Below are 22,441 nucleotides of genomic sequence, written 5' to 3' on the forward strand. Positions count from 1 at the left end.
CATATGTCTTGCCCATTGCAAACGCCACACAGTCTGCAATAATCAATAAAATTCGAATTATAACCATTGAAAGAGTGATAACATCCACTCCAAGATAGCCTCCCGTAACTCCCAACATTACAGCTTCCTTTACGCCTATCCCACCAGGGGCTCCCGGTGTAATGAATCCCACCAGCCAGGCTAAGGTATAAGCAGAAAAAAGTTGTAAAAACACCCTAGCAGTCAACGGTGTATCTAGAATAAAAACAACAACTATGAGATACATCAAACTAGAAATCATTAACACTATAATATAGTAAACTAATGCTACAAAAATGGTCTTCAAACTTTTGGCTGACATTAAGTAATGATATTTCTTAAACTTCGTTGCTATTTTTTTTCTAAAAATAATAAGGAACAAAACCACGACAATTCCAACTACTAAAAAAGCAAAGGCTACCACGCGCATCCAATCACTATTTTGAATAAATTTCATAATGTAATCGAATAAGAAAAAGATAGAGATCAAAGCTGCAGCTAGAACAGTCATGCCTACATCTAAAACAGTCGCTGTTGCTACCTGTAAATGAGGTAATTTATTTTTCACTGCAATCTGGTTTCGACCGACATATTGAAAAACATTGCCTGGAACATATTTCATTAAGTTGGCCATAACGTATACAGGAATTGTTTCTCCAAAGGGAACTTTCCTATCAGTCAACATTTCAATTAATAATTTCCAAGGAAATGCATTTGTAATCACCATTACTGATTGAACGATAACAATCGTTAAAATCGGAATGATATTTTTCGCAACAAATAGCTGGCTGTAATCGTAACCGCTACTCATTAGTCTTTTAATTACAAATACTATTGCAATCACTGTAATGATGTTTCCAAGTATTTTTATATATTTATTTGCTTTGCCTTTCAATGGGTTACCTCCACTACTTGAATCACGCTTGTTTTTCAATTTTCATTTACTCTAGTTGTAGTCCGTCTTATCCCAAATTAGCACTTACCGTCTCACAACAACAGAATCCGTTCCACAGCCATTCCAATCTCCGAAATAAACTTGATCTGAACTTTTACCGTACGCAATAACATTTTCGGCAACACCAGAAGCAGTAAGATTATTTTTTAAATGATAAATGTTGCTCCTACGTATCACAAGACCGTCAATTCCATCACCATTCCAATCACCGATACTTGTATCCTCTCCTGGTTTTCCATAAGTAACCTTGATATCTGCCTCTCCATAAGAGATTGTATTTTTAATGTGAAAAGTATTCAACCGTCGTACAGTAAGCGTGTCCTTACCATCACCATTCCAATCTCCAAAGAAAGAGTCATCCCCTTCACGTCCATAGGCAACAGAAAATTCTGCCTCTCCACCATTTAAAGAATTCTGGAAATAGTACATATTTCCTCGCTTGACGGCGATACCGTCCTTGCCATCGCCGTCCCAGTCTCCAAAATAAACCTCATCATTTGCTCGACCAAAGGCAATTGCTATATCTGCTTCTCCACCGGAAAGCGAATTTTTGAAATAATACATATTTCCTCGTCGAACTACAAAAGTGTCCGAACCATTTCCATCCCAATCACCAAAATACGTTACGTCATCAGCACGCCCATAAATAATTTTCATATCTGCTTCTCCAGCTGAAAAAGTATTTTTAAAGTAATAGGAATTTCCACTATCAATCGGTTTAGGATTTGTAAATCTGCCATTATAATCTTGATTGATATCAAAAAATGCATTGGAATTAGCCGAAAATACATACTGAGATGACCACTGCCACGATGAATAATCACTATACCAATTCATATTTGCTGATAAAGACGTCGGATAATGGGCAACCCAAAAATTATCATATCCCAATTTTTCAGCGCTCAGTTCACCACCGACACCATATTCAGTCAGCCAAGATCCCGAACAATAGTACAAAACATTTGAATAACCTAATGCATTCAATCTGTTTTTAAAAGCCACCGTATTTGCGCTCAAGCTTCCATTAGCCATCTTACTTTCCTCAATATCGATTACCATATTAATGGATTTCCCCAAGTTCATACTTGAAACATAATTAACAAAATAATTAGCCTCAGCCACTGCTTGACTTGCACTTGTATAATGAGCATAGTGATAAACTGAAACTTTTAACCCTGCTGCAAGTGCATTTCTCACTTGGCTTGGAAAATAATAGTCGTTTTTATATGACGTTCCTTCAGTTGCTTTAACCACGACTCCAGTTATTCCAAATTTCATCATTTCTTTATATGTTGCTACGGAAATCGTACCATTATGGCTTGAAACATCAATAAAATTGGCGCTAGGTGTATTGACATCTCCGGCGATAACTTTAGAAAATGTTCCTCTTGCTAATGAATTTCTTTGAGATGCAAAACTTGATCCCATTGCTTTATTAGTTGTTTCATCAATAATTTCATTTGCAGTATTCTCATCAGTTGATGAGGATTCTATTGTCGATTCTGACTCTGTTGTCGAAGTTGTTGTGGACTCCACTGTTCCTTCACTTATTTCTTCCCTGCTGTCAGCATTCGTTTCTTGGGTTTGTGAAGTCTCGTCAGTGGACATTTCAGTATCATTTTCAGTACTAGTACTTGTAGATACCTCTTCTGATTGCATCGTACTTGTTAGTGCAGACGAAGTAGCCGTGGTGACTGATGGTGCGATCGTCTCAGCTGAGCTAACAACCCCAGAAAACAATCCCCCGCCAATACAAACAAGCGCCATTGTACTCATTACATATTTTTTTTTCATCGAATTCCTCCTAAACCTTTTGTATGTCTTATTTTAAGCCTCTTCATGAAAATTCATTGAATTACTAGATTTTCCTACTTTTTGTAAAAAATGATTAACCCTCTTACGAAAGAGGATTATTAGTAGTAATCCCACACCAGTAACAATGGAGATTATCCAAAAAATATTAAGCTTAGCATTTTCGTATTTCAGTTCAACGTTATGTGTTCCCTTAGGCACTACAATGGCTCTAAAAAGATAGTTACCTTTATAAAGTGGAACTTCTTCTCCATCAATATAAGCATGCCAATTTCCATCGTTGTACTCATTAATAAGGATTACACGTTCTTCGGAAACACTAGCATCAAAAGTAATTGTTCCATTTTCTCGATTTGAAATATTGGTTACTTTTTCCTCTGATGATAATGTATTAATATTTTTTATTTCTGGATGCTCTGTACTTCCATCAAAATATGCAGTATCCGGATTAAAAGACTTCTCCATCGAATTTAATACTGCTTTAGAAGAATCCTCAATTATAACCTTATCCGTCAATTGAATTTGGTCAGAATAAGCCGGAAGTTCTTCTACAGTCAATCCATCATTGCCTACTCGTTGACCATCCCCATTATAATATGGTTGCAAGACGAGGTTACCCGTAAATCCATCTTCTGAAAAGTCACCCTCATAAGTTTTCTCATTGCTAACATATAAAGTGATTGGGTTACTTGCAGGAACATTCGTACTAACAATCAAATCATATTCTTTATCGTGGGATAGGGAAATGGGATCGAAAGAAAAAGTGATATAATCATTATCCTTTTGACGTAGTAAACTGGTAGTTGTTTCCCGAATGGTTTTGCCAGAATCTGAATCAACTACCTGAACGGTTATCCCTTGTTCTTTTGTAAACTCGCCTTTATAGGTTCCCACCATCAGTTTAAGTGTCGAAAGATTATCCTTAGTCGCTTTAAATGACTGAGTTAACCTAATTCCATTATGCATCAAGCCAACAGGGACAACCCCAGAAATAAATGGTTCCCGATCAGAGCTTCCTTCAGATTCTTTAACAATATATTTGACTCCCATATACTTTAATAAATTCTCATTCCCAATTTTTTGAAATCCAATTCGAGTAGGAGTTGAATAGGCATCTTCATCAATAGCCTTATAATATTTTTGCATATCGGCATTTGTATAAACAAAATTGTGTCCCCGAATATCTCGTATATCATAATACATATTGTTAGAAGCGAAGAATGTCCACTGACCAACTCCAACAATTTTTTCTTGTTCCTTGGTATTCTCTTGAATATAAGAGATTGAATCTGTCATCGGTGGAACTACACTTGCTTCCTCCTCAATTAACGGAAGATAGTAACTACCAAAACTTGTCATATCAAAAACAACCAAAATTACAACTAGTAAACTTCCTAAACTAGTCAAGTGCTTGCTACGAATAAATAATACGATGAAACAGATGGATACAAAGGCCAGCACAATTATTTTTGAATTTTCAACTTGCTCAGTCAATGCAGCACTTAATTTGTATGAGGAAATTGTCGTAAATGCTATATAATACAGCAAACCACCACTTAAAAGCAGAGCCGACGTACGTATCTTTTTATTTCGGTATGAATCAATTTTTAAGAAAAAATCCCCTACATTTAATCCGATTAAAACACAAAGACAGAAATTAATTAAAACTATCAAACGATAACGAATAGAAGTATTAACTAAGGGCAATAATTGATACGCAGGTGAAAGAACATTTGTAAAAACGATAATTACTAATAAAATTAGCGAAGTGAAAAAAAAGATACTTTTAGGTTTGCTCTTTACGTTTAATAACGTTAGTGGCAGGCTGGCAATTGCCAACAATCCAGTGTATAGCGTTGCCTCGTTTACATGGATGTCAAGACCATTTCGAACATAAGGAAAGAATAACGAGCGAAGGTAATCCCAATCCAACTTAGCCGTTGCCAGACCTTTTCTTGACTCATTATACCCATTGCCTCCTACAGTTTGCAGTAACTCTGCCGTATAAGGTAATGAAAGTAACGTACCAAAAAGAACGCAAAGGAAAAAAATAAAAAAGTATAACGCTAACTTTTTTTTGTCTCTCCAAAATTTTTTTATTCCATAAAATAAAACGTAACATCCTAACAAATACATAAAGTAAGCCACATAGGTTGGCATTCCAGCAACCAACATATTAAAGACAACTAGACTTCCTATAATGAGATAACTCACTTTAAATTTCTCTGTCAATAAATCCATTATTAGAAACAACAATGGTGCAAACATGGTTACTTCAGAGTGAGGCCAACCGTGCCAAACAATCATAGTCGAACATAGTGCATATGATACGCCTGAAATAAATGCACCCAAACGCGATGGATAAATTCTCCGTATAAAGGCGTACATTGAACCAAAAGCAATCAGTATTTTTACAATAGAAATAATGAGTGGCGCGATATCAAAAGGTAATAGGAAGAGATAATTCATAAAAAACATATAGAGCATCATGCTCTGGGGGGCACCAATTCCTAAAGTAGTAATCCAAGAAGAAAAACTTAAATTATGAATCGACTGATAAGCTATGGGATAAACATTATCTGCTGGATCTGATAGCCAAGGACCCTTTATTTTCACCCCAAGGCTGTCAAAAGGTGCGAAGTTATATGTAACATTGGTAAATGAAAGTTTCCAATCGCCAAAAAAAACAGCTGAATATAGCATCATCAACAAAAATACTAATCCTATAAATACATATATGTAATTTTTTTTCAATTTAAAAAATTTAATCATGTTAGCTGGTTTATTCTTCATAATTTTTTCCTTTTCACACTTGATTCTTATCATTAAGATTTGAGCGGATATCAAGCATCGATACCCGCTCAAATCTATAATTACTATTTACTATCTCAAGTACTTTTCCTATTAAAATACTAACGACCAATCACAGTAAAAGGCGCAGCATTTAATGAAAAGTTCTCATTATAAGCAGGGTCTTGTAACAAGCTTTTACCATAACGAACTTGCATTTTCTCAATTTCTCGGTTAAATCTCTTAACTTTTTCAGGTGTGTCTTCATATCCTCGAGACTTAGATTCGTAATGATACAACTGAGCATCATGAGCCCAAACATTATCACGACCTAAAGCTTTCACTCTCAAACATAAATCAATATCATTAAAGGCAACTTCTAATGTTTCATCAAAGCCATCTACAAGTCTAAAGTCATCACGGCTAATCATTAAACAAGCTGCTGTCACAGCTGAATAGTTGTAATCTGTATAGAGTCTGCTAAAGTACCCAGGATCATCTTTCCCTGCATTTAAAAATGTATGTCCTGCAACTCCTCCTAAACCAACAATTACACCGCCATGTTGAATCGTATCATCCATGTACCATAGTTTAGCTCCGACACAGCCTACACGATCAAATTGGCAAAAACCTAACATTGTTTCAATCCAATTTGGACTGATAATCGAAGTGTCATTGTTAAGAAAGAGCAAGTACTTGCCCGTCGATGCCTCTACAGCGAGATTATTTATACGAGAGTAATTAAATGGCATGTCTAAAAGAACATTTTTAAAACGATCTCCTAACAATTCTCGATAGTAACTAAATAATTCTTGCATTTTTGGATCATCGCTACCGTTATCTGCAATTACGATTTCATAATTTGAGTAAGATGATTTATCGATGATTGAATCCACACAGGTTTTTAGATCCTCATAGCCATTGCGAGTAGGAATAACAATTGAAACTCTAGCTTCTTCAATCAATTCGTATTGCACATCATAAACACCTGGATATTTTCCTTTTTTTACAAAAGCTTTGATTTTTCTTCTATCTAGCGCTTCTTGAACTGCCTTCACACCAACATTGTAGGCATAATTTTTTTCGCCAGAAGCTAGAGCTGTAGATCCGGTAATTGCGCGCCAATGATATAAAATCTTAGGTATATGGGCAATTTCATTTCGATTAATTTTTTCTACAAAGCGTAAAAGAAAATCGTGGTCTTGAGCTCCTTCAAATCCTTTTCTAAACCCATGAATTTCTTTTGCAATTGAGGTCCGGTAAACCCCAATATGAGAAACATAATTTTGATTTAAAATCAAATCAGGAGACCAATCCGGTTTAAAATGAGGATCAAAGCGTTCGCCATACTCATCTATTTTATCTTCATCAGAATAAATTAAAGATAGGTCTTGATTTTCATTTAATAATTTCACAACTTCATACAAAGCATTAGCAGGAAGTTCATCATCATTATCTACTAAAACAATAAATTCGCCCTTTGCCATAGCCAGTGCAGAATTAGTAGCTTCAGAAATATGACCATTTTCTTTCCTGAAAACAACATTGATTCTTTCATCAGATTCTTGAAGCTGTTTTAGCGTTTCTTTGGTCTCTTTCTTTGTTGAAAAATCATCAGCAAGACAAATTTCCCAATTTTTATACCATTGATTTTTTATCGACTCAACACATTTAGTAAGCCATTCTCTTTCTACATTGTAAACAGGTATCAATATAGAAATTAAAGGTTCATATGAGAATTCAGCTAAATTATTTCGTTCTTTCACTAAAGCTTTAGACTCGCGATTAGTAATCCAATCTTTATAATTACTATCCCGTTCAATCTGCTTATTACGCAGTTTATTCATTACGCCTTTTGCTCCTGAAATGCGATATACCCGAACAACTTTGTTAAGATATTGTTTTGAAATTTTTAAAGCTCGAACAGGTGCTGTCAGCGTTCTACCAATCTTCCACGTTTTGGAACGCATAATATCGGCAAATTGGTTTTCAAGATTGTAGATGTGCGTATCTTTATCCTCAATCATCATTTCTTTGACACGAACTGTTTTCTCTTTTAATTCAAGTTCTTCTATCAATGAATTTTGTACTGCTTTCAACTGATTAAGCTCGTCTTTTCGTGCATTAAGTAATTGAGCAAGATTATCTGATTTCTCGGCAGATTCTTCATATTGGCTATTCAATTCACTATACCAAGCACCTAAATGTGTAGTTTGATTATTTAAATACTCTGGGTATTTTCGGATGATATAGTTATATACTTCAATCCACTTCACTCTTTTTAAACGATCATCACCACGATTTCCTTGAGAGTTATCCAACACTCGATAGTTTAGGTAAAGATCTGGTACTTTCGTAGCCTTAGCTCCAGCATGGATTAAGCTTAAAAAGAAATCATAGTCTTGCATAAACAGTCGATTTAATTCTGGATCAAAGCGGTGACTTCCAAGGATGCTCTTCTTAAAAAGAGAACAAGTATCAATAAAATTTACTGTTATTAATCGGCCCAATGAAAACTCTGGTGCTTCGATTAAAACTTCTCCTGTGTCAGAATTTTTTAAGGAACAGTATGCAATATCAGAATCGGATTCAAGTAAGAAGTTTAAAGATTTTTCGATATGATTTGATTCTAAATAGTTGTCTCCATCAACAATTAAAATATATTCCCCGTTTGCCCAATCTAAGCCAATATTTCTCGACAAACAAGCTCCCAAATTCTCCTGGTCAATATAGTCCGTTTTTTTGAAAGGGGAATTTTCCAAGGTTTTACGGATAATTTCATCCGATTCATCTGTAGAACCGTCATTGATCACCAATAATTCAATAGTTTGTATTGACTGGTTAAAGATACTCTCAATACATTGCTTTATAAATGGTGCTTTATTAAAGCATGTCACAATAACTGAAACTGTATTCATCATTCTCTCCTAACTTCTGTGAAAGGTTATTTGGCTGTCCATTGCCCATTTCTTTTGATAACGCCACTACTTGCGATTCTTTCACTTTTAGTCATATTTGCTTTTGGTGAAATAATAAGTACTGGTGAATTTTCTGTATCAGAAAAAATCATGGGTTCGTCTTCATTATTTCGGACGGCCACATTTAGTTTTAGTTTGCATTTGTTAAGTTCAGACAAATGACAAGTATAGTGGAAAATTTTTTGTCCAACCTTAGAAGTTTTGAAATCATAAGAATTGTCATTGTAAATCCATACGTTACGGTCAATATCTACCATGGAAAACGCAATATAAGTAGGAATATCTTCTAAAACGTTATAGGAAATCTCAAATTCTACCACTCTATCTGAATCCTCCAACAACTTTTCGGAAAGCAATCTAACTTTTAAATCGCGGACAGGAGAAAGATTTTCCTCTTTGTTTTGGACGTCATCTACTTTTTCTTCAACTTCCACCATAGGCTCCGGAGTGTCTTGGGTAACAACCTCTTCAATAACAGTGGCAGAACCTTTTTGTGTAACGTTGTCTAAAGAATATTGATTGGCTACTTCATCCGGAGAACCAATAACTTTTATTTCTCCTTTATCGATTAATATTGCTCGGTTGCAATATTTACGGACAGAATCCATATCATGAGTAACCAAAATGATTGTTTTTTTGTCCCGTTTTGCATTTAAAAAATAATCGTTACATTTCCGTTGAAAAGCCTCATCCCCTACAGCCAAGACTTCATCCAAAACCAAAATATCACTCTTTGCTTGGATAGCCACTGCAAAAGCTAGTCGGACTTGCATACCACTAGAGTAATTTTTCAATTTTTGATGCATAAAATCTTCTAATTCAGCAAACGCAACAATGTCTCCATACATTTCATCAATTTCTTTTTCAGGAAATCCCAACATTGCACCATTTAAGTAAACATTTTCTTTTCCAGTCAGCTCAGGATTAAACCCTACTCCCAATTCAATAAAAGATACTAATTTTCCATTAACTTCTACAGTACCGTGCTCTGGAAAGTAGATTTGTGAAATGATTTTTAACAAAGTGGACTTACCACTACCATTCCGTCCTACAATTCCAAAGAAATCTCCTTGATTTACTTCAAAAGAAATATCTCTCAAAACTTTTTGATCTCGGTAACCTTTTATTCCCTTAAAATAGTTAACAATTGTTCTTTTTAAACTAGTACTATTATCAGTCGGCAAATGAAAAGTTTTGCTCACATTACTTACTTTTACTGCTACATTATTCTTCATTTAAATAATCTCCGCAAATTTCTTAGAATTTTTATTGAATACTAAAAATCCAACAATCAATAATACAAAAGGTAAAATATAAGGAAACGCAACTAATGCTTTATTTCCCACAAGCTGCCATACAGTAAGGTTTACCGTACTGGTAAGGCCATGACGAGCATCTTGAATAATTTGAGCCAAGGGATTCATCATCAATATTTTTGCTATCTTAGGGCTCATATTGATTACAAGCGTTATAGGATAAATAATTGGTGTCAAGTACATCCCGGCTTGCAATAATACTTCCCAAATTGGACCAATATCGCGAAATCTGACGTAAACTGTGGCTAATATAAACGCTACTCCCAAAGAAAATGCGTACAGCTCTACAAGTAAAAATGGGAGAATCATCGCAAACTTCGTTATTTCAACCCCATTTATCAATCCGAAAATAAAAACAATAATCAAGTTAATTACCAGATTTATCAGAGCATTGATTGAAACAGAAACCACCACTATATGAGACGGAAAACTCAATTTTCTAAGTAAGTCTCCCCGAATCACAATCGATTGCATTCCTTGACTTGTAGTTTCCGTAAAAAATTGCCATAAGACCATTCCTAAAAGTAAAGCCACAGCAAAATGAGGAACATCGTCACCAAAACGCAGGAAGTAGATAAACACCACATACATAACCGCAAAAAGCATCAGTGGTTTCAAAACAGACCATAGATACCCGATCACACTACCTTGATAACGCAATTTAAAGTCCGTTCTTACGAGTTCCCGCAGCAAAATACGATTTTTTTTCTCAAACACAGAATTGACACTCCTATTCATTAACCTGAAATTTTACTTTGTAGAATTCCAGCATTTATTCCCCAAAATGACTAACTCTTAAAATCAAATTGGTACATCAGCTATCAAGCAATTTATTTTACAGCTATGTATTAATATTTTCCAAAAGGATAATTGCTGGAGCAATAACCAAAGCTCCAGCAATTATAAAAAAGCCAAGTTTTTCATGCTGAGAAAACTGCATTCAATATAGTTATTCAAATATTAATCTCGGCGGAAAATATCACGGGTATAAACTTTATCCATCACATCAGATAACGAATCTTCGTACCGATTGGAAACAATTACATCTGAGACAGCTTTAAATTCATCTAAGTCTTTTACAACTTTAGAATTAAAGAAGCTATCTTCAGCTAAGGTTGGTTCATAAACCACGACTTCAATTCCTTTTGCCTTAATTCGTTTCATAACACCTTGAATTGAAGAATATCTGAAATTATCGGAATTAGATTTCATCGTCAATCGATAAATACCAACGACTTTTGGATTTTTTTCCAGAATTTGTTCAGCAATAAAGTCTTTTCTAGTAACATTGGCATCCACAATGGCACCAATGATATTGTTTGGCACATCTTCGAAATTAGCTCGTAATTGTTTAGTATCTTTTGGTAAGCAGTAACCACCATAACCAAAGGAAGGGTTGTTATAATGAGAACCAATCCGAGGATCTAAGCCCACACCTTCGATTATTTGACCAGAGTTCAAATTTCGAACCGCTGCATAAGTATCCAATTCATTAAAGAAAGATACCCGTAAAGCTAAATAAGTATTGGAAAATAACTTAATTGCTTCCGCTTCAGTAGGATGTGTTAATAAAACAGGAACATCCGTATCCAAAGAATTTTCTTTGAACAAATCAGCAATGTGTTGTCCTCTATCTGAGCACTCTCCAATTACAATTCTAGTAGGGTGCAAATTATCATATAATGCTTTCCCTTCACGCAAGAATTCTGGTGAAAAGATAATATTATCAGTCGCAAACTTTTCTTTTGTTTGATTTGTATAGCCAACAGGCACAGTTGATTTAATAATAAATGTAGCATCTGGCCGAATTGCCAAAGCTTTTGAAATTACATCTTCAACAGTGGAAGTGTCAAAATAATTTTTCTTTTCATCGTAGTCAGTTGGAGTAGCAATAATCAGATAGTCCGCAAACATCACAGCATCAGAAAAATTCTTCGTAAACTGTACATTTAAATCATCCCTTAATAAAAACTCATGAATTTCCGAATCTTCAATGGGTGACTGTTGATTATTTAGCATGTCGATTTTCTCTTCAACGATATCATAAGCCATGACATCCTCTTTTTGTGAAAGCAACAACGCATTTGCAAGTCCAACATAACCTAATCCAAAAACAGAAATTTTTGTCATTTGAATTCTTCTTTCTAGCAATTGCTATTTATTTTTGATATTAGCTAACATCTGTGCCAACGCTTCTTCCCAAGTCGGAATGTTAAAGCCCAGCGCTTTTGTCTTGCTCAAGTCCATTACTGCATATTGAGGCCGAGTCGCTTTTTGAGGATACTCTTCAGAAGTGACTGGTTGCACGTCCACGTCTGTATCTTTTAGAATTTCTTTGGCAAATTCATACCAAGAACAGCTATTGTCATTGGATAAGTGGTATACGCCATAAGGAGCTTTCTTTTCTACGGCAAAGGTCATGAATTCTGCCAAAGTGCGGGTCCACGTTGGGCGACCAAATTGATCATTGACCACGGTTAATTTAGGATGAGTTTCTGCTAAACGTTGCATGGTGAAGACAAAATTATGTCCATATTGGCCAAAGACCCAAGAAGTACGGATGATATAGTAGTGATCCAAGATTTCTTCTACAGCTTGTTCGCCTAATAATTTGGTGCGGCCATATTCATTCAAAGGATTAGTTTTAGCATCGACGGCATAATGTCCGTCTTTTAGTTTGCCATCAAAGACATAGTCGGTGCTGACATAAACCAATAGCGCATCGACTGCTTTAGCAGCCAAGGCTACATTGCGAGTACCATCCACATTGATTTTTTCATCTAATTCTTTGCCTTCGTCTTCGGCTTTGTCCACAGCGGTGTAGGCTGCACAATGATAAATCACTGTTGGGCGCATTTTTTCAATGTATGCCATTGTCGCCTCAGCATTCGTGATATCCAATTCTTTTACATCTGTTGCGACGTACTCTTGTCCTTGTTCATCTAATAAATGACGAAGCTCTGTGCCTAGTTGGCCATTGCCTCCAGTTAATAAAATCATCTTGTGCCTCCCATTTTTAGAACTGACTTCTTTGAAAAAGGCAGGAAACCTGCCTTTTCAAAGTCTATTGTCCGTTTTCTGCGTATTTGGCTTCTACCGCCGCTTTTTCGTCTTTCCACCAGTCTTCATGTTGGGTATACCATTCAATGGTATGAGCCAAACCGTCTTTAAAGTTGGTGAATTCTGGTTGCCAACCTAATTCTTCTCTTAGACGAGTGGAATCAATGGCATAACGCAAATCGTGTCCAGGACGATCATTGACATGGTCATAATCGTTTTTGTCTTTGCCCATCATTTCTAAGATTAATTCCAAAACAGTCTTGTTGTCTTCTTCTCCATCGGCACCGATTAAGTACGTTTCACCGATTTGACCTTTTGTCAAAATCAACCACACGGCAGAAGAATGATCGTTCGTATGAATCCAGTCCCGAACATTTTTCCCGTCACCATATAATTTTGGCCGAATCCCACTTAAAATATTGGTCACTTGGCGAGGAATGAATTTTTCAATGTGTTGGTAAGGTCCATAGTTATTGGAACAATTGGAAATTGTTGCTTGCAAGCCAAAGGAACGCACCCAAGCTCTCACTAACAAGTCAGAACTTGCCTTTGAAGCGGAATAAGGACTAGATGGATTGTAAGGCGTTTTGTCCGTGAATTTCTCGCCCGGTCCTTCCCCGTGCCCTGGCAAGTCTTCTCGTAATGGCAAGTCCCCATAGACTTCGTCAGTGGATACGTGATGATAACGCACATTGTATTTGCGGCAAGCTTCTAACAGAGTAAAAGTACCCACAATATTAGTTTGGATGAAAGGAGAAGGATCTTTTAATGAGTTGTCATTATGAGATTCTGCCGCATAATGAACCACTGCATCAGTATCTTTGACTAAACTGTCAACTAATTCAGCATCTGCAATGTCTCCTACGACTAATTTTACCCGGTCAGTTGGTAGACCATCTAAATTAGCCCGGTTGCCGGCATAAGTTAATTTGTCTAAAACGGTAATTTCAACTTCTGGATGATGTTCGGCCACATAGTGCACAAAATTTGAGCCGATAAAACCAGCTCCACCCGTTACAATAATCTTTTTCATGAGTTCGCTCCTTAAATTTCACCGTATACGAAAGGATTTTCAGCAGAAAATTCTTTCAAAGTTGGATGGTGTTGGTCTTTTTCAGAAAGAATCGCTTTGGCAATATCAATCGGCCAGTCAATGGCCAAATCAGGATCATCAAAGGCAATGCCACCATCTGCGACCGCATTGTAGTAATTGTCACATTTGTACAAGAAGTTCACATTGTCTGTCAAAGTCACAAAGCCATGGGCAAATCCCTTTGGTACTAAAAGTTGACGATGATTGGCTTCAGACAAGATATAACCTTCCCATTTGCCATAAGTAGGGCTTCCTTTTCGAATATCTACAATCACATCTAAAACCGCACCAGTGACCACGCGAATTAACTTGGTTTGAGCAGCTTGCCCTTTTTGGAAGTGCAGTCCCCGTAAAACGCCGGCTTGACTAGACAAGGAATGATTGTCTTGCACAAAATTTGCGGTAATGCCCGCAGCTTTAAAGTCTTCTTCAGAATAGCTTTCTGTAAAGAAGCCCCGATGATCCCCAAAGACTGCGGGTTCTACGATAAGTACATCGGTTAAATTGGTTTTGGTTACTTTGATTTGTCCCATTTTATTACGCCTCTTCTGCTAAACGGAGTAAGTATTGTCCGTATTGATTTTTCTTTAATGGTTGGGCTAATTCTAATAATTTTCCTTGGTCAATATAGCCCATACGATAGGAAATTTCTTCTAAACAAGCTACTTTTAGATTTTGCCGTTTTTCAATGGTTTCAATAAAAGTTGAAGCTTCCAGTAGTGATTCGTGGGTGCCCGTATCCAACCAAGCAAAGCCTCGGCCCATCACTTCCACTGCTAATTTTCCTCGCTCTAAATAAGCTTGGTTCACATCGGTGATTTCCAATTCACCTCGTGGAGAAGGTTTGATATTTTTGGCAATTTCCACCACATCATTGTCATAGAAATACAAACCAGTTACTGCATAATTGGATTTTGGTTCTGCTGGTTTTTCTTCAATGGAGACTGCATTCATGCTTTCATCGAATTCCACTACCCCAAAACGTTCTGGGTCATTGACATGGTACCCAAAGACTGTGGCGCCACTTTCTTTAGCAGCAGCCCGCTGTAACATTTTGGACAAGCCCCCACCATAGTAAATATTGTCTCCTAAAATTAGGCACACGCTGTCTGAGCCGATAAAGTCTTCTCCAATAATAAAGGCTTGCGCCAAGCCATCAGGACTTTCTTGGACTGCATATTCAATGGACAAGCCCAAATCTGAGCCATCCCCAAATAATTCTTCAAAACGAGGAGTATCTTGAGGCGTGGAAATAATTAAGATTTCCTTGATTCCCGCCAACATTAAGGTGGACATTGGGTAATAGATCATTGGTTTGTCATAAATGGGCATCAATTGTTTAGATGTCGCTTTGGTTAATGGATACAGACGGGTGCCACTGCCCCCGGCTAAGATGATTCCTTTCATCGAATCGCTCCTTTAAAAAGGTATTTTAAACACACTTTGGTATTATCTCATGAAGCTATTATTTTGTCACAACTTAATGCATTTTGAAATATAAATGTAATGAACAAACGGCTTTCAAAGGGCTTATTTGAAAGCATTTTGAATCAGCGGGATGATTATTTCAAAACGCCAAATGAATTTTTGATAAAAACTAGTAGTGGACTGAATTTCACTGGCATTTTTTTCGTGACGCCGATACAAGGTTAAGGGCTCCTGTAACAAGAAAACCCCTTTTCCGGCCACTAAGCCAATCCACATATCATGCATGGGTATTTTTTTAGGAAATGGTAGGATTTTTTCTTTTAATTCTTTTCGAAAAGCCATTCCTGCCCCAATATATCCGCTTCGAAGTAGATTATGCCAAAATCCTTCTTTTACTTGGCGATATTCGAAATAAGAAGAATGGACTGGCTTTAGCTGACCATCTACTATTTTTAAATCAGAAATTACTACGTCCGCCTCTGGATTTTCAGCAAAAGCATTAGACATCTTAGCCACTTTATCAGGTAGCCAAACGTCATCTTGATCGGCTAGAAAAATCAAATCTCCACGGCTATGGGAAATGGCAAATTCAAAATTTTTCACCACTCCTTGTCTCGGCCCTTCATAAATTCTTATTTGAGAATAAGCTTTTTGATAAGAAGTTACGATTTCCAGAGTATTATCCGTTGAGCCATCGTCTGAAATAATCAGTTCATCCGTAGCGTCTAATTGGATTAAAATGCTCTCAATTTGTTGGGCAATAAAGGCTGCTCCATTATAGGAAGCTAAACAGACAGAAATCATTTCTTTCCTCCTATTAGCTGGTGCCATTCAGCAAACGTTCGCTTCCAAAAGCGACGATTTTTTACGGTTAAAAATTGTTTAATGGTTCGTTTGAACAAATGATTTTGATGTTGCTTTTTTAAAGCTATGGCATACATAGAGTAATATCGTCTTTCCGCTTTTAAAATTGACTCATAGCGAGAAAATGGCAATGTTGCATAATCTAAAACCGATAAATCGTGTTTTAACACTGTTTCTAAAATTTGCACTTTTTTTCCTGCTTCGCCGATGCACCAATAAAGCCAATGGTCCAGAAAATCTAGAGGAAAATCTAAATTAAACCCACCGATTTCTTTTAAAAAAGCAACTCGCAACACTGAGGCTGAATTAATGGCCATTACTTTTTCCTGAACGCCACTGTTAGGGTGTTGCGTTGTTTTCTTAATATATTGTTCTGAATAAACTGGAGAAATTTGCCGATTTTCAGAAAAAATCCGTGGCACTAAAGCTACCACGTCTTTATCGGGAGCTGTTTTTTTGATTTCGGTAAAATAGTCCAAAGTCACTTTAGTATCTTGATCTAAAAGGAGTAGCCAATCAAAATTTGCGGCTGCCTTCAAAGCTTTATTGTAAGCCTGTGCCAAGCCAGGATTTGAAGCATCGTGAACATAGGTGACATGTTTATCTAAAAAGAAAGAATCTCTTTGCGCTTCAGGACTATTGTCATAAACCATCAGTGTCAAATTGCGCTCAGAAACCATTGTCTCCAAACAGTTACGACTGGGAATTTCTTGCCATTTTTGTTTATACAATACAATTACCGCGTAAATTGTTTTATCCATTAAAAGAAACGCCATCCCCACTTATTAAAAAATTTGAACATCGATTGCATAAAAATGACAAAGAGTTTAAAACTCCGGTGGGATCCCTTGCCATAATGGTGAATAATTTTAGCTGCTGGGGTGTAAAGTAGTCGATCTCCCTTAGATCCCAGTCGCAGACACAAATCATTGTCTTCAAAATACATAAAAAAGCGCTCATCAAATCCACCAACTGCTTGATACTTAGCAAGATCTATTAACATCAAGCAACCGGAACCCATCTTGATAAAACTATCTTCTGTTTCTGAAAGATTGCGACATTCAAACTCTTGCAACCTTTTTGAAAAGGCACGTTTTAAACTCTTACTAGGCATAAAACGCAAAAAATAATCAAAAACTGCCAATTGTTTACGAATCAAATACTGAGGGGTGCCATCTGAATTGTAGACACTGGGAAAAACAGCTACCACCTTCGACTGTGCTTGAATTTTTTGCAACATCACGTCTAAATCTGCTTTTTCTATGACAATATCTGGATTACAGATTAAGGCGTAGTCTCCTTTGCGATGCAAGAGATTTTCATTATGTCCATGACCGAAGCCAGCATTTTCACTACCTTCTATTACCGTGATATATTCATAACTTTTAAGTCGTTGTACATAGTCTGGCTCAGAATGATTGTCATGAACGATTAATTCAAACTGAGGATATGCTTCCATAATACTCCGAAACTGATCCAGGGTCTCAAAAGCATCCGGACTATTATAGGTTACAATACTAATAATTACTTTATCCATCTACTTCTTCCTTACTCAATCTCGTCTTTTAACAAAGGATATTATACCATACTCCCTCCTCTAGTAAACCAAGGCCATTGATTCATAAATAAAACCCTAAGATATTCAGAAATTTCCCGAGAAAAAAGCCCTTAGACAGTTGTCTAAGGACCGTGATGAACGCTAATTAATAATAAATCTGCACCGGTGTATTGTAAGGCATATTGTAATAGAACCATCGCGCATCTGGAACTGACAGGCGAATACAACCATGAGATGCTCTTTGTCCAAGTTTTGCGCCTTCAATCTGATTAAAGACTGTAGTTGTTCCTGGAAAGGCAATCGGTACAGTGTGGAACAAGTAAACCCCATGACCATGATAAGATCGATAAAAGGCCCCGCCAGAACCACCATACCAGAAACTATCCCCGCGTTCAGCTTGAATTCTAAAATTACCATATGGTGTACTTAAGTTATTCGGCCATAAGCCTAGACCTGTAGAACATAACATCGTATACAAGGTTCTTGAGCCAGAACGAATGCGAACTCGTTGTTGACTAACGGAAACCGTAATATTTAAATTCGGCACACTCAATGAAGGAAATGGTCCATCGGTATTGTACATCCAAAACTGGCTTTGGACATTTTCCGTTTCAGCTGCTTTCACCCAACCTAAATCCCCACCTGGTGCTACTAAGAAATAATAGCGACCACTGGTAGTGTCGGCTTCTTTTACCGCTCGCCCCATGTAACCTTTAAAGCGAGCCACATTGGTATTTTTCGCAGCATAAGGCGCGGGCTCTCTAGAAAAAGCTGAAGTACTATTATTTAATACTCGTACATAACGACTAATGTTTTTAATACTGTTTACTTTATGAGTTACATAACTATTACCGTTTTGACTAACATTGGCTCTACCTTTCAAAAACAGCACGATTTGAACTGCTTCCACTCGATAAGCTAGAGAAGATGTGCCTGCATGTTCCCCATTTTTCGCCCAGCCTAACCAACCTAGTTTTTCTGAATGGACTCGATAATAAACATCAAAATGTTGGGCGAGTTCTCCAGTTAAACGAATATCCAGAGCTTCCACTCGTTTTCCTTGACCGGTAGTACCAGCTAACGCTCCGTTACTGCGATAACCTTGCCAACCGTAAGTTTGACCGTGGACGCGATATTCCACTCCACCGTTAACTGGTAAATTATCAACCGCTACCGTAAGCGCTTCGACTCTTTTACCTTGCCCTGTAGTACCAGAGACACTTCCGTTCGACTTCGTTCCTAAGCTCCAACCATAGCTTTGAACATGGGTGCTATAGTTAATATTAGGCTGTTTAAAGGAAACGCTAGGACGGCTAGTAGCTCCTGGGGCCGCCTCCCCTTTTTTCACCAATTTGGCTTCGTAGGCTTCAATACGATATTTAAACCCAGTGCTTCCTGCCACGACATCATTTTTCGCCCAGTCAAGCCAGCCGAATTTCTGTACATGAACACGATAATAAATATCGTATTGCTGAGCCACTGCACCTACTAAGCGCACTTGTAGCGCTTCTAGTTGTAAGTATCTTCCGGTAGTTCCTGAAAGATCCCCATTACTGCTATACCCTTGCCAGCCCAAACTTTGAACATGGGTTCGATATTCGATGCCACCTTCAATACCTGTTAACGCTAATTTCATTTTAATTGCTTCAATCCGTTTAGCTGCTCCGGTAGTACCGGCTGTAACACCATCTTTACTAGGATTTTGCCAGCCAATGGATTGCACATGAGCTTGATACTCCACACTAGCGGTAACTTCTTCTGGTGCTGCCATGGTTTTAACACTTTGTTCTTTAAAAGCTTCTTCCTCATTGGTTAAATCAGTTTCCGTCACTGGTAAAATGCAGATATTAATTTTTTCAATGGCAGAGCCAAAACCGGTAGAACCAGCCGTTTCACCATTTTTAGCCCAACCTAACCAACCAAGCTCAGGGGTATAAACTTGATAATAAATCGTATATTCATCTTGCAAATTATCTTTCAGACGCAATTCCAACGCTTCTAAAGCATTCTCCTGATTGATAGGCTCTGCAAAAACTTCCTCTCCAGCAAATTCATCAGAATTCCAACCTACCTTGCTATAATGACCTCTGAATTCTAATACAGAGGTATCACTATCAGATAAAGTGTCCAACACACGAATATCTAACCCTTTTAAATCGTCTTTATTTTCAATCTGCAACTCTTCTTTTTCACCATTTAACCATTCTGATGATCCTATTTTGTAAGATAATTGGAATCGCTCTGTAGCTACAGCCGGTTCTTCAGAAGCGGACTGTTCTGTTTGCTCGGAGCTACTCGTAGCTTCCTCTGAGCTTGTTGGTGTAGTCGCGCTGTCCTCCGTACTTTGGCTGGTTTGCTCCGTGTCTGTCTCCTCAGCACTAGGCAAGGTGCTAGTTTGTGTTGGTAAGCTAGTACTGGTTGTTTGGTCCATGGTACTGCTAGTTGTTCCTTGGGTTGTAGCCAAGGCTGTCAACGGACTTTGAATTAATAAAAAAAACAATGCTAGCCAACAAAAACCTTTTTTTACTTTTTTCATTTTTTCTCCTCCACTCTAAATCCAATCTTTCAAAAATTACGTAACCCTCACATTATTATAAACGAAAACGAGCAATTTCAAAAATAGAATTGCTATAAAAAAACTTTTCAGCGTATTTATTATCACGATTTATCAACAAACACAAAAATAGAGGTCAGGAAAAAGCCCTGACCTCTATTTTTACTTATGGATAAATTCGGTTCAATAACCGTGGAAACGGAATGGCTTCTCGTACATGTTCAATACCCGCGAGCCAAGTTACAGTTCGTTCTAGTCCTAAACCAAAGCCGGCATGGGGCACAGAACCGTATTTACGCAAGTCCAAGTACCAAGCGTATTCTTCTGGGTCTAAGCCATGTGTTTTGATTTGTTCCAAAAGATATTCATAATCCGTTGCCCGTTCACTGCCACCAATGATTTCCCCATAACCTTCTGGAGCAATCATATCCGCACAGATTACTACGTCTTCACGAGTTGGATGTGGTTTCATATAAAATGGTTTAATTGCTTTTGGATAGTTCAAGATAAACACTGGACGATCAAAGGAATTGGCAATAAAGGTTTCATGAGGAGAACCGAAGTCGTCGCCCCACTCAATATCCTCAAAGCCATTTTTCTTCAATAGTTCAATAGCGTCATCATAAGAAATTCGTGGGAACGGTAATTGGGTGTATTTTTCTAACACAGTGCGATCCCGCTCTAAGACGTGTAACGCATAATCGCAGTTATCTAATACACTTTGCACTAAGAATGCCACGTATTGTTCTTGAACTTCCAGGCTTTCTTCTTGATGAGCAAAGGCCATTTCCGGTTCAATCATCCAAAATTCAATCAAATGACGGCGAGTCTTGGATTTTTCAGCCCGGAATGTTGGACCAAAGGAAAAGACTTTACCAAAAGCCATAGCTGCTGCTTCCATATACAACTGGCCAGACTGGGACAAATAGGCTTTTTGATCGAAATAATTGGTTTCAAATAAATCGGTAGTGCCTTCTGGAGCGGAACCTGTTAAAATTGGTGGATCAATTTTAACAAAGCCATTTTGATTGAAAAATTCATAAGTGGCCCGAATTAATTCATTGCGGATTTGCATAATCGCATGTTGTTTAGAAGAACGCAACCATAGATGACGGTGATCCATTAAAAAGTCGGTACCGTGTTCTTTTGGGGTAATAGGATAATCATGGCTTTCCCCTACTACTTCGATTCCTGCCACACCAATTTCATAACCGAATTTTGAGCGTGTGTCTTCACGAATTTCACCGGTAATCATCACTGCTGTTTCTTGGCTTAGATTTTTTGCCAGTTGGAAAGTATCTTCTGGTACTTCACTTTTTACAACTACTCCTTGGAAGTAAGCTGTGCCATCTCGTAGTTGAAGAAAAGCAATTTTCCCACTAGAGCGTTTATTTGCCACCCAAGCACCGATTTGCACGGTTTGGCCGACGTGGTTTTTAGCATCAATAATTTGAATTGTTTCCACAGTTGTCTCTCCTGTCTTTTTGTTCTCAAAATCGATTGTAATCGTTTCGAGGCTTTTTTTCAACAACCATTCCTTTTTTCTAGTAGGAATCCCTTGATTCAATCCTAATTTTGGCAAAATACCATAGAAAAACCGTCTGAATTTCAGACGGCTAATTTTTATTCCCTTTATTTTTTGCGTTTCTTTTCTACAAACTCGCTAATTCGCTTCACAGCTTCTTCTAAAGTATCCCAATCAGCCGCATAACTAATCCGCAAATTTTCCGGTGCCCCAAAGCCCGCACCGGTCACCGTAGCGACTAGCGCATCTTCTAGTAAATCATTGACAAAACTAGTGACATTGTCATAGCCGCATAGCTCCATGGTGCCAGAAACATTTGGAAACAAGTAAAAAGCTCCTTGAGGTTTGGTAAGTTTCACTCCTGGAATAGCGGCAACCAGTGGATACAATTTGTTCAAACGTTCCTCAAAGGCTTGACGCATCATTTCCACCGAATCCTGTTCTCCAGTTAACGCTTCAAGGGCGGCATATTGACTGGCAGCGGTTGGAT

General features: G+C 37.5%; 16 protein-coding genes and 2 pseudogenes. All 18 read right to left on the reverse strand.

The genetic code is table 11. The features are described 5' to 3' along the window. The coding region (locus tag AB5754_RS10250) for a lysylphosphatidylglycerol synthase domain-containing protein (RefSeq protein ID WP_368259575.1) at nt 1-913 on the reverse strand (913 nt) is incomplete at its 3' end. Between the two features lie 84 nt (nt 914-997). After that, complete coding sequence (locus tag AB5754_RS10255; protein ID WP_368259576.1) at nt 998-2,767, reverse strand: GH25 family lysozyme; 1,770 nt, start codon at nt 2,765-2,767, stop codon at nt 998-1,000. Nucleotides 2,768-2,800: 33 nt separating this feature from the next. Continuing rightward, nucleotides 2,801-5,578 (reverse strand): YfhO family protein, encoded by a 2,778-nt coding sequence (locus AB5754_RS10260; RefSeq protein ID WP_368259577.1) that lies wholly within the window; start codon nt 5,576-5,578, stop codon nt 2,801-2,803. 119 nt (nt 5,579-5,697) lie between these two features. After that, a pseudogene (locus tag AB5754_RS10265) lies at nt 5,698-7,383 on the reverse strand (glycosyltransferase); the annotation flags it as partial. 717 nt (nt 7,384-8,100) lie between these two features. Further along, nucleotides 8,101-8,496: pseudogene (locus AB5754_RS10270) on the reverse strand (glycosyltransferase family 2 protein); the annotation flags it as partial. Between the two features lie 23 nt (nt 8,497-8,519). Continuing rightward, a complete protein-coding gene (locus AB5754_RS10275; protein WP_368252359.1) occupies nt 8,520-9,788 on the reverse strand; it encodes an ABC transporter ATP-binding protein in 1,269 nt (422 codons plus the stop codon). Beyond that, entirely contained in the window at nt 9,789-10,607 is an 819-nt protein-coding gene (locus AB5754_RS10280) for an ABC transporter permease (RefSeq protein WP_368252360.1), read from the reverse strand. Between the two features lie 222 nt (nt 10,608-10,829). Beyond that, nucleotides 10,830-11,999 (reverse strand): nucleotide sugar dehydrogenase, encoded by a 1,170-nt coding sequence (locus AB5754_RS10285; protein ID WP_368252361.1) that lies wholly within the window; start codon nt 11,997-11,999, stop codon nt 10,830-10,832. Nucleotides 12,000-12,023: 24 nt separating this feature from the next. Next, complete coding sequence (rfbD, locus tag AB5754_RS10290; protein ID WP_368252362.1) at nt 12,024-12,869, reverse strand: dTDP-4-dehydrorhamnose reductase; 846 nt, start codon at nt 12,867-12,869, stop codon at nt 12,024-12,026. A gap of 64 nt (nt 12,870-12,933) precedes the next feature. Next, a complete protein-coding gene (rfbB, locus tag AB5754_RS10295; protein WP_368252363.1) occupies nt 12,934-13,962 on the reverse strand; it encodes a dTDP-glucose 4,6-dehydratase in 1,029 nt (342 codons plus the stop codon). Nucleotides 13,963-13,973: 11 nt separating this feature from the next. Next, nucleotides 13,974-14,546, reverse strand: coding sequence for a dTDP-4-dehydrorhamnose 3,5-epimerase (gene rfbC, locus AB5754_RS10300; RefSeq protein ID WP_368252366.1), 573 nt, complete (start codon nt 14,544-14,546; stop codon nt 13,974-13,976). 13 nt (nt 14,547-14,559) lie between these two features. Then, nucleotides 14,560-15,429 carry a glucose-1-phosphate thymidylyltransferase RfbA gene (rfbA, locus tag AB5754_RS10305; RefSeq protein ID WP_368252364.1) on the reverse strand — a complete coding sequence of 290 codons (870 nt, stop codon included), beginning with the start codon at nt 15,427-15,429 and terminating at the stop codon, nt 14,560-14,562. Between the two features lie 123 nt (nt 15,430-15,552). Continuing rightward, on the reverse strand, nt 15,553-16,254 hold the full coding sequence (locus AB5754_RS10310) for a glycosyltransferase family 2 protein (RefSeq protein WP_368252081.1): 702 nt from the start codon (nt 16,252-16,254) through the stop codon (nt 15,553-15,555). Further along, entirely contained in the window at nt 16,251-17,075 is an 825-nt protein-coding gene (locus AB5754_RS10315) for a glycosyltransferase (protein ID WP_368252082.1), read from the reverse strand. Before AB5754_RS10315 ends, AB5754_RS10310 begins: the two co-directional genes overlap by 4 nt. Further along, complete coding sequence (locus AB5754_RS10320; protein ID WP_368252083.1) at nt 17,075-17,851, reverse strand: glycosyltransferase family 2 protein; 777 nt, start codon at nt 17,849-17,851, stop codon at nt 17,075-17,077. Before AB5754_RS10320 ends, AB5754_RS10315 begins: the two co-directional genes overlap by 1 nt. Nucleotides 17,852-18,017: 166 nt before the next feature. Beyond that, a complete protein-coding gene (locus AB5754_RS10325) occupies nt 18,018-20,408 on the reverse strand; it encodes a L,D-transpeptidase family protein (RefSeq protein ID WP_368259578.1) in 2,391 nt (796 codons plus the stop codon). A 184-nt stretch (nt 20,409-20,592) separates the two neighbouring features. Further along, entirely contained in the window at nt 20,593-21,891 is a 1,299-nt protein-coding gene (gene asnS, locus AB5754_RS10330) for an asparagine--tRNA ligase (protein WP_368252085.1), read from the reverse strand. A 167-nt stretch (nt 21,892-22,058) separates the two neighbouring features. Then, the coding region (locus tag AB5754_RS10335; RefSeq protein ID WP_368259579.1) for an aminotransferase class I/II-fold pyridoxal phosphate-dependent enzyme at nt 22,059-22,441 on the reverse strand (383 nt) is incomplete at its 5' end.

The organism is Enterococcus sp. 2201sp1_2201st1_C11_2201SCRN_220225 (assembly GCF_040925905.1).
GTDB classification, from domain to species: domain Bacteria; phylum Bacillota; class Bacilli; order Lactobacillales; family Enterococcaceae; genus Enterococcus_C; species Enterococcus_C asini_A.

Coding starts and splice junctions, on each gene's coding strand:
- AB5754_RS10255 (WP_368259576.1), bottom strand. CDS start 2,767: ATGAAAAAAAAATATGTAATGAGTACAATGGCGCTTGTTTGTATTGGC.
- AB5754_RS10260 (WP_368259577.1), bottom strand. CDS start 5,578: ATGAAGAATAAACCAGCTAACATGATTAAATTTTTTAAATTGAAAAAA.
- AB5754_RS10275 (WP_368252359.1), bottom strand. CDS start 9,788: ATGAAGAATAATGTAGCAGTAAAAGTAAGTAATGTGAGCAAAACTTTT.
- AB5754_RS10280 (WP_368252360.1), bottom strand. CDS start 10,607: ATGAATAGGAGTGTCAATTCTGTGTTTGAGAAAAAAAATCGTATTTTG.
- AB5754_RS10285 (WP_368252361.1), bottom strand. CDS start 11,999: ATGACAAAAATTTCTGTTTTTGGATTAGGTTATGTTGGACTTGCAAAT.
- rfbD (WP_368252362.1), bottom strand. CDS start 12,869: ATGATTTTATTAACTGGAGGCAATGGCCAACTAGGCACAGAGCTTCGT.
- rfbB (WP_368252363.1), bottom strand. CDS start 13,962: ATGAAAAAGATTATTGTAACGGGTGGAGCTGGTTTTATCGGCTCAAAT.
- rfbA (WP_368252364.1), bottom strand. CDS start 15,429: ATGAAAGGAATCATCTTAGCCGGGGGCAGTGGCACCCGTCTGTATCCA.
- AB5754_RS10310 (WP_368252081.1), bottom strand. CDS start 16,254: ATGATTTCTGTCTGTTTAGCTTCCTATAATGGAGCAGCCTTTATTGCC.
- AB5754_RS10315 (WP_368252082.1), bottom strand. CDS start 17,075: ATGGATAAAACAATTTACGCGGTAATTGTATTGTATAAACAAAAATGG.
- AB5754_RS10320 (WP_368252083.1), bottom strand. CDS start 17,851: ATGGATAAAGTAATTATTAGTATTGTAACCTATAATAGTCCGGATGCT.
- AB5754_RS10325 (WP_368259578.1), bottom strand. CDS start 20,408: ATGAAAAAAGTAAAAAAAGGTTTTTGTTGGCTAGCATTGTTTTTTTTA.